Source organism: Myroides sp. N17-2 (genome assembly GCF_002286775.1).
Classification (GTDB): domain Bacteria; phylum Bacteroidota; class Bacteroidia; order Flavobacteriales; family Flavobacteriaceae; genus Flavobacterium.
In genome coordinates, this window is record NZ_NSGJ01000027.1 from 64085 (window position 1) to 70084 (window position 6000).

General features: G+C 30.8%; 6 protein-coding genes. 3 read left to right on the forward strand and 3 right to left on the reverse strand.

Annotated elements, in window-relative coordinates:
- The first annotated feature begins 472 nt into the window (after window positions 1–472).
- Window positions 473–790: a helix-turn-helix domain-containing protein gene (locus tag CF599_RS12190; protein WP_121966294.1), complete on the forward strand. Its 318-nt coding sequence runs from the start codon at window positions 473–475 to the stop codon at window positions 788–790.
- Here the strand turns inward: CF599_RS12190 and CF599_RS12195 are convergent.
- Complete coding sequence (locus tag CF599_RS12195; protein ID WP_121966295.1) at window positions 785–1294, reverse strand: GNAT family N-acetyltransferase; 510 nt, start codon at window positions 1292–1294, stop codon at window positions 785–787. The genes CF599_RS12190 and CF599_RS12195 overlap by 6 nt on opposite strands.
- 255 nt (window positions 1295–1549) lie before the next feature.
- On the opposite strand from CF599_RS12195, the gene brnQ reads away from it, so the two are divergent.
- Window positions 1550–2884, forward strand: coding sequence for a branched-chain amino acid transport system II carrier protein (gene brnQ / locus CF599_RS12200; protein ID WP_121966296.1), 1335 nt, complete (start codon window positions 1550–1552; stop codon window positions 2882–2884).
- A 47-nt stretch (window positions 2885–2931) separates the two neighbouring features.
- Here the strand turns inward: brnQ and CF599_RS12205 are convergent, their stop codons facing one another.
- Both CF599_RS12205 and CF599_RS12210 read right to left on the reverse strand, forming a co-directional pair.
- Window positions 2932–3873: an MBL fold metallo-hydrolase gene (locus CF599_RS12205; RefSeq protein WP_121966297.1), complete on the reverse strand. Its 942-nt coding sequence runs from the start codon at window positions 3871–3873 to the stop codon at window positions 2932–2934.
- A gap of 109 nt (window positions 3874–3982) precedes the next feature.
- Window positions 3983–4324, reverse strand: coding sequence for a cupin domain-containing protein (locus CF599_RS12210; protein ID WP_121966306.1), 342 nt, complete (start codon window positions 4322–4324; stop codon window positions 3983–3985).
- A gap of 189 nt (window positions 4325–4513) precedes the next feature.
- On the opposite strand from CF599_RS12210, the gene CF599_RS12215 reads away from it, so the two are divergent.
- Window positions 4514–5518, forward strand: a complete 1005-nt coding sequence (locus tag CF599_RS12215) for an LLM class flavin-dependent oxidoreductase (RefSeq protein WP_121966298.1) — start codon at window positions 4514–4516, stop codon at window positions 5516–5518.
- Window positions 5519–6000 lie beyond the last annotated feature (482 nt).

The following is a 6000-nucleotide window of genomic DNA, read 5'->3' on the forward strand; positions in this document are numbered from 1 at the left end:
ATTCATATTCTTATTTTGTTAATTTTTTGTTGTAATTATCTTATTGTAAAAGTATAAATATGAAATTTATTAAAGTTGTGTAAAAAGTATTTTTTATTGTCTTTTTTACTTAAAATGAAAATATTATTTCATTTTAAGTGTTTTAAAAATGTGTTTTATTTATTTTTTAAACAAATAGTAACTTTGTTTTTTTAGAGATTATTTTGTAATCTTGAATAAAACACAAAATTTGTTTGTTAGAATTATAGTTTTGTTTGTAGGAGTTTTTACTAATGAATTTTCTATTTAAGCTGTTTTTATAATTATCTGTTTATGTAGTGTAGATAACACAGTTAAGGTTGAGGAGTATTAATAATGGTCTAACAAATCTGTTTTTAAAAAATTTAGGTTGGCTAATGGAGCGTACTTAGAAGCTCATTTTTTAATAACTAGAATTGTTATAGCTTTGCGCCCTACTAAACAAATAAATAGAATGAGTACTGTTAGCACAAAAAGCACTAAATGTCCAGCCGAAGAATTACTTAAAAGTTTAGGAGGTAAGTGGAAGGTGCATATTCTTCATTTAACAGAAGATATGCCTAAGAGATTTAGTGATTATATGCGTTTATTAGAAGGAGCTAATAAGCAATCTGTATCTGTGGCGTTGAAGGAATTAGAAGAAGATAATTACTTAAGTAAAGTTATTGTTAGTGAGAGACCCCTACATATAGAGTACTCTTTAACGGAAAGAGCTAGGTTAGTTATCCCCGTTTTAGAGAAACTTCATCAATCTTTGAATTCTGATTTATAGTTTTTTGGAATATGTTAGTTTATATTTTTTATTCTCTATACTGTCTTTGGTAAGTAGATTAAAGTCTAATTTTTCTAACAATCTACGCGACGCTGTGTTTTCTTCATACAGCTGTGCAATTAGTTCAACCTCTTTGTCTTTTAAGAATTCTTCTAGACCTATTAATAGTTCTGTTCCGAAACCTTGTTTCCAGTACTTTTTATGAATGAGATAACCGATTTCTATAGCTTGGGTATTATGGTTATAATTCTGAAGTAGTAATTCACCAATTATTTCTGTGTTTTTTTCTGTTTCAAGACTTATTTTATACATTCCTAGATTTAATTCATACATTTCATTGTTTTTTTGATATTTTTTAACTAATTGTTTTGAATTCCAGTGTTTTATGTTCGTTGGTATCCATTGCATAGTTTCCTTACAATTATGTATTTGAAGTAAAATGTCAAAATCTTTTTCTGAAACTATTCTTTCTATTTTTAAATTTTTTGTAGTAAAAAGCATCATTTTTTTTGTTTTTATAAAGTAAATAGTTGTTTGATTCTATATTCTTTTAACATATACTATTTCTTGTTAATATCATAGTCACACTAGATTGTTTTGTGTAAAATATTGGTATGTATGTATCTAACCCGATTATTATTTTATATATTGTGCTCCTCTAAAGCGAATATAGGAATAAAACATATTCCTTTTTTAAGGAATATTCATTTATCACTATTAGATTAAAGAAGATATTTATAACTATCTAAAAATTATTGAATGAATAAAAAAGCCATATTTGATGCAGTTACAATTGGATTTGCATTGTTTGCCATGTTCTTTGGCGCAGGAAATATAATTTTACCACCTATCATTGGGTTATTTACTGAAGGTTCGTGGGTATCTGCTGTTTCTGGTTTTTCTATAACAGCTATATTAGCTCCTTTTTTAGGTATTGTAGCTGTCTTGATTTCAGGTGATGAATTTACCGACTTAGGTAATAGAATCAATAGTAAACTGGGATGGATATTAGCGACTGCTATTATTTTAAGTATTGGACCTTTAGTTGCTATTCCGCGTACTGCCGCTACTACTTATGAAATAGGTGTTTTAGCTATTTTTCCAAATTTTAGTGCGATTTGGTCATCTATAATATTTTTTGGTATAACATTAGTACTTTCTATTTCGCCATCTAAGGTTGTTAATATTATTGGTAAATATCTAACTCCATTGTTATTAGTATTACTAGTGGGAATGGTTGTTATAGGAATTGTGAATCCTATTGATACGTCTAATTTAGCTAATGTTAGTTATGCAGATCCTTTTAGACTTGGTTTCTCAGAAGGATATCAGACTATGGATGTGCTAGCATCAGTTATTTATGCAGGGATTATTATTTCAGCTGTTAAAGCTGCTGGATACGTTAGCTTAAAAGAGAAGACTAAAGTTACTTATATGGCTGGAGGTGTAGCGATCTCTTGCTTGTTATTCATTTATGGAGGTTTAGTTTACTTAGGTGCTACTTCTGGCTACCCTATTACTGATAATTTGAAAAGAACAGAGTTGCTATTACACATCTCTAGTGGATTATTAGGTAGTCAAGGGACATTAGCACTTTCATTGTGTATTGCGTTAGCATGTTTGACTACAGCTATTGCTTTAGTATGTGCTACAGGTACATTCTTTAGTCAGTTGACTAATGGTAAACTTAGTTATCAGTTTGTTGTTATAGTTACTTGTATCTCATCTGCCTTTTTGGCTGTGAAAGGAGTAGATAGCATTATTGATTACGCAGCTCCTTTCTTGGGGATCATCTATCCTATTACGCTGACGTTAATTATTTATATGGTTGCGTTTGGAAAAAGTGTGAAGAGAAAAGCTCCATTTGTTGGTGCTATTATAACGACAACTATTATTGCACTGATTCAATTTAGTTCTTTTATTGCAGCTAAATACGATTTTATAGCTTACTCTGAGACTTCTAAGGAATTTGTAAATAAATTACCTTTGAATGATTATGATGTTCCTTGGTTAATTCCATCTCTTGTGATGTTCTTTGTTGTCTTTATTGTTGACAGAATGTTTTTTAAACAGGAAGTAATCAGTAAAGCATAACTATCTATATTAAAAAAGCCGTCACTTAGACGGCTTTTTTGTTGGTGTTATTTTAGTGTAATTTTCTTTCCTTGTTCTGGGAAAATAAAATTGACTTCATACTTATTGTTATCTGATAGTTCTTTCTTAATAGTTGTTATAGCTGTACCACTCGGTTTTAGATGTGTTATAACTATATTTAGACCTTTAAGACTTTCTTCCCCTGTATATTTTGCAAGGTTACCTAATTCTTCATTTAGTAACTTTGACGTTAGATGCCCAAATAACTTGTCTTCTGCTTGACTATTTGGGAAAGAAACCTCGATTAATATTGTTTTAAGATTCTTGTTGATTATTAGAGGAGAAATGTATTCCCAAATATAATTAAGCTTTGTAGTTTTTTCAACTCTATCAGCCCCTGTGTCGCCGAAGTATAAGATGTACTCATCATTGTTCTTTACTAATATAGCAGAACTAAGTTGGGGATTAACATGACTTAGTTCAAAGACTTCTGCAGACAAAGTGGTGTTTTCTATACTGAATGACTGTGAAGGTTTTACTCTAGTGTAGGCGTATTTTCCTAATATCGGTTTTTCTCCCTCACTTCCAAAGTTAGCCCACGATGCATTGGTAAAGTAATTATTCTTGAAAATATCGATTACAAAAGGGAGTGCATATATAGGTTTGTTAGAATCTTCAGGAGAATTAATGATTAATCCAGACAGGTGATCTAAATGCCCATGTGAGATGAAGTACCCTTTTATATAATCACGTAATACTATTTTATTATCGACACTGAATGTTTTTTGCTCTATAGCTTTATTAATTCCACTGTATATAGTACCTGCGTCTAATGCTAAATAGGTATTTGTTTTTTCTACACCTATTAGATAAGAGGATAGATTGCTTTCATCTCCACCACCATATATGCCTAGTGGGATGATTTCTAATTTTTGCGATAAGCAGAATGTACTAGATAGTAATACTAAGCTTAAGATTAGTTGTCTCATTGTGTTACTTGATGTTTTGTGCAAATGTACTACAGCTCTATGAAATACTCCAATATGTACATTGATTATTATATGTATTGAAATATTTCTATTTAGTTACCTATTGTGATTAGTCTTTAATCACTTCTAATACACGTTTTATTTGATCAGATTTATGTAATGTTAAACGTACAATACTATCTTTAGTCGCTATTAAGTCATGTGGTATACTTGGATCTAAAGCTATTATACTACCTTCAGATAAGTGATGTGGTTGACCTTCTACACCGAAAGTAATAGCTCCTCTTACTATTTCTACCACGATAGGGAATGATGTTTTGTGTTCTTTCATTTCTTGTCCCTCTTTAAAAACTATTCTTATTTCTTTAGAAAAGTCATTATCAACTAGGATTTTTACAGCAGGCTTTTTATCACCGTATTCGATGTTCTCTAATAAGTTTTCGATATGTATCATGATATTAATGATTATGGTTAATGAGTTTAAATTTACGATTATTTTGTAAGAGTGTATACGTTTAATTAATGTTTTATATTGATATTCAGATAAGTAATGTGTATGTCTGTTAATTTTGTATTATAGCGTGAGAAAGGTTATTTATTTTAACCTTATCTTGTGAGTAATCAATTAACAATAAATAAAATGAACCAAAATATACCATATTCTTTTCTTGATTTAGCCATTATTGGTGAAAACAAGTCAACTACAGATACATTACACGACGTTTTAAAAGTAGCTCAGTATATAGAACACTATGGCTTTAATCGACTATGGGTAGCCGAACATCATAATATGCCTCATATTGCCTCATCAGCTACTTCAGTATTGATTGGTTATCTTGCTGGTGGAACCAAAACTATTAGAGTGGGTTCAGGTGGTATAATGCTACCTAACCATTCTTCTTTAGTGATAGCTGAGCAGTTTGGAACACTTAATGCTCTTTATTCTAATAGAATAGATTTGGGATTGGGTAGAGCTCCGGGTACTGATCAAGCCACTGCTTTAGCATTAAGACGTAATGATTTTAATGCAGCTAATTACTTTCCACAACAAATTGAGGAATTAAAAACTTATTTTAAGGTAAATGAAGGAGCTAAAGTTCGTGCTTTTCCTGGTGAAGGATGTGATATACCGATGTGGATTTTAGGATCTAGTACAGATAGTGCTTATTTGGCAGCTGAGTTAGGTATGCCTTATGCTTTTGCTAGCCACTTTGCTCCTGATCATTTAGTTCAGGCAGCGGCTATTTATAGAAAGAACTTCGTCCCTTCTGCTCAATATGCAAAACCTTATTTTATGCCTTGTATTAATGCAATTGTTGCTAATACCAATGCAGAGGCTGATCGTTTAGCTACTTCTTTTCATAAAATGTTCTTAGGGATTATAAGAAATGATAGAAAACCTCTTCAGAGACCATGTGATTCAATGGAAGGTAATTGGACAGATTATGAAGAATATATTGTTCGTCAAAAAACATATTATTCTTTTATAGGTGATAAAACCAAAGTAGCAAACGAATTACAAGAATTTTATAAGGGATTAGAAGTAGATGAAATAATGATTACTACTCCTATATATTATACTGAGGATAGGATTAAAAGTGTTGAATTATTTTCTGAAGTAATGAAGGAGGGCATAATTAGATAGTTTTTCACTCCAATATATAATCAAATCCAACCCGAGGCATTCCGCTTCGGGTTTTTTTATGCACTTTAGCAAACAGCAGCCTCTTCAATACTGCGTCAAGTCTTCGTCAAGAATGCTTCAAAAAAAGGTTCTTCTAGCAGAGCAATCTTGTGGTAATGTTGAAGAAGTGTTGAAGGAGAGGGTATTAAGGTAGATGTCTATTGACTTCAGAAGGCTTTTTAAGATAATCATCATAATGGAGTAAGAATACATTAATTATTGAATTACAATAAGTTAAGGTGAATATTGCTCAAAATGAGAACGAAAAAACTATACCTCTTTTTATTCAAAAATCAGATAGAGTGCTAAAATAGAACAGATTAGCAGATAAAAGTAGCTGTAAACAATTCAATAAGGGTATATATAAAGGTATAAGGACAACCTAAAACAAAAAAGTAAGGTACAATTAATCAAAAACACCTTATATAAGGAGTATTCGTATT

Coding starts and splice junctions, on each gene's coding strand:
- brnQ (WP_121966296.1), top strand. CDS start 1,550: ATGAATAAAAAAGCCATATTTGATGCAGTTACAATTGGATTTGCATTG.
- CF599_RS12195 (WP_121966295.1), bottom strand. CDS start 1,294: ATGATGCTTTTTACTACAAAAAATTTAAAAATAGAAAGAATAGTTTCA.
- CF599_RS12205 (WP_121966297.1), bottom strand. CDS start 3,873: ATGAGACAACTAATCTTAAGCTTAGTATTACTATCTAGTACATTCTGC.
- CF599_RS12215 (WP_121966298.1), top strand. CDS start 4,514: ATGAACCAAAATATACCATATTCTTTTCTTGATTTAGCCATTATTGGT.
- CF599_RS12190 (WP_121966294.1), top strand. CDS start 473: ATGAGTACTGTTAGCACAAAAAGCACTAAATGTCCAGCCGAAGAATTA.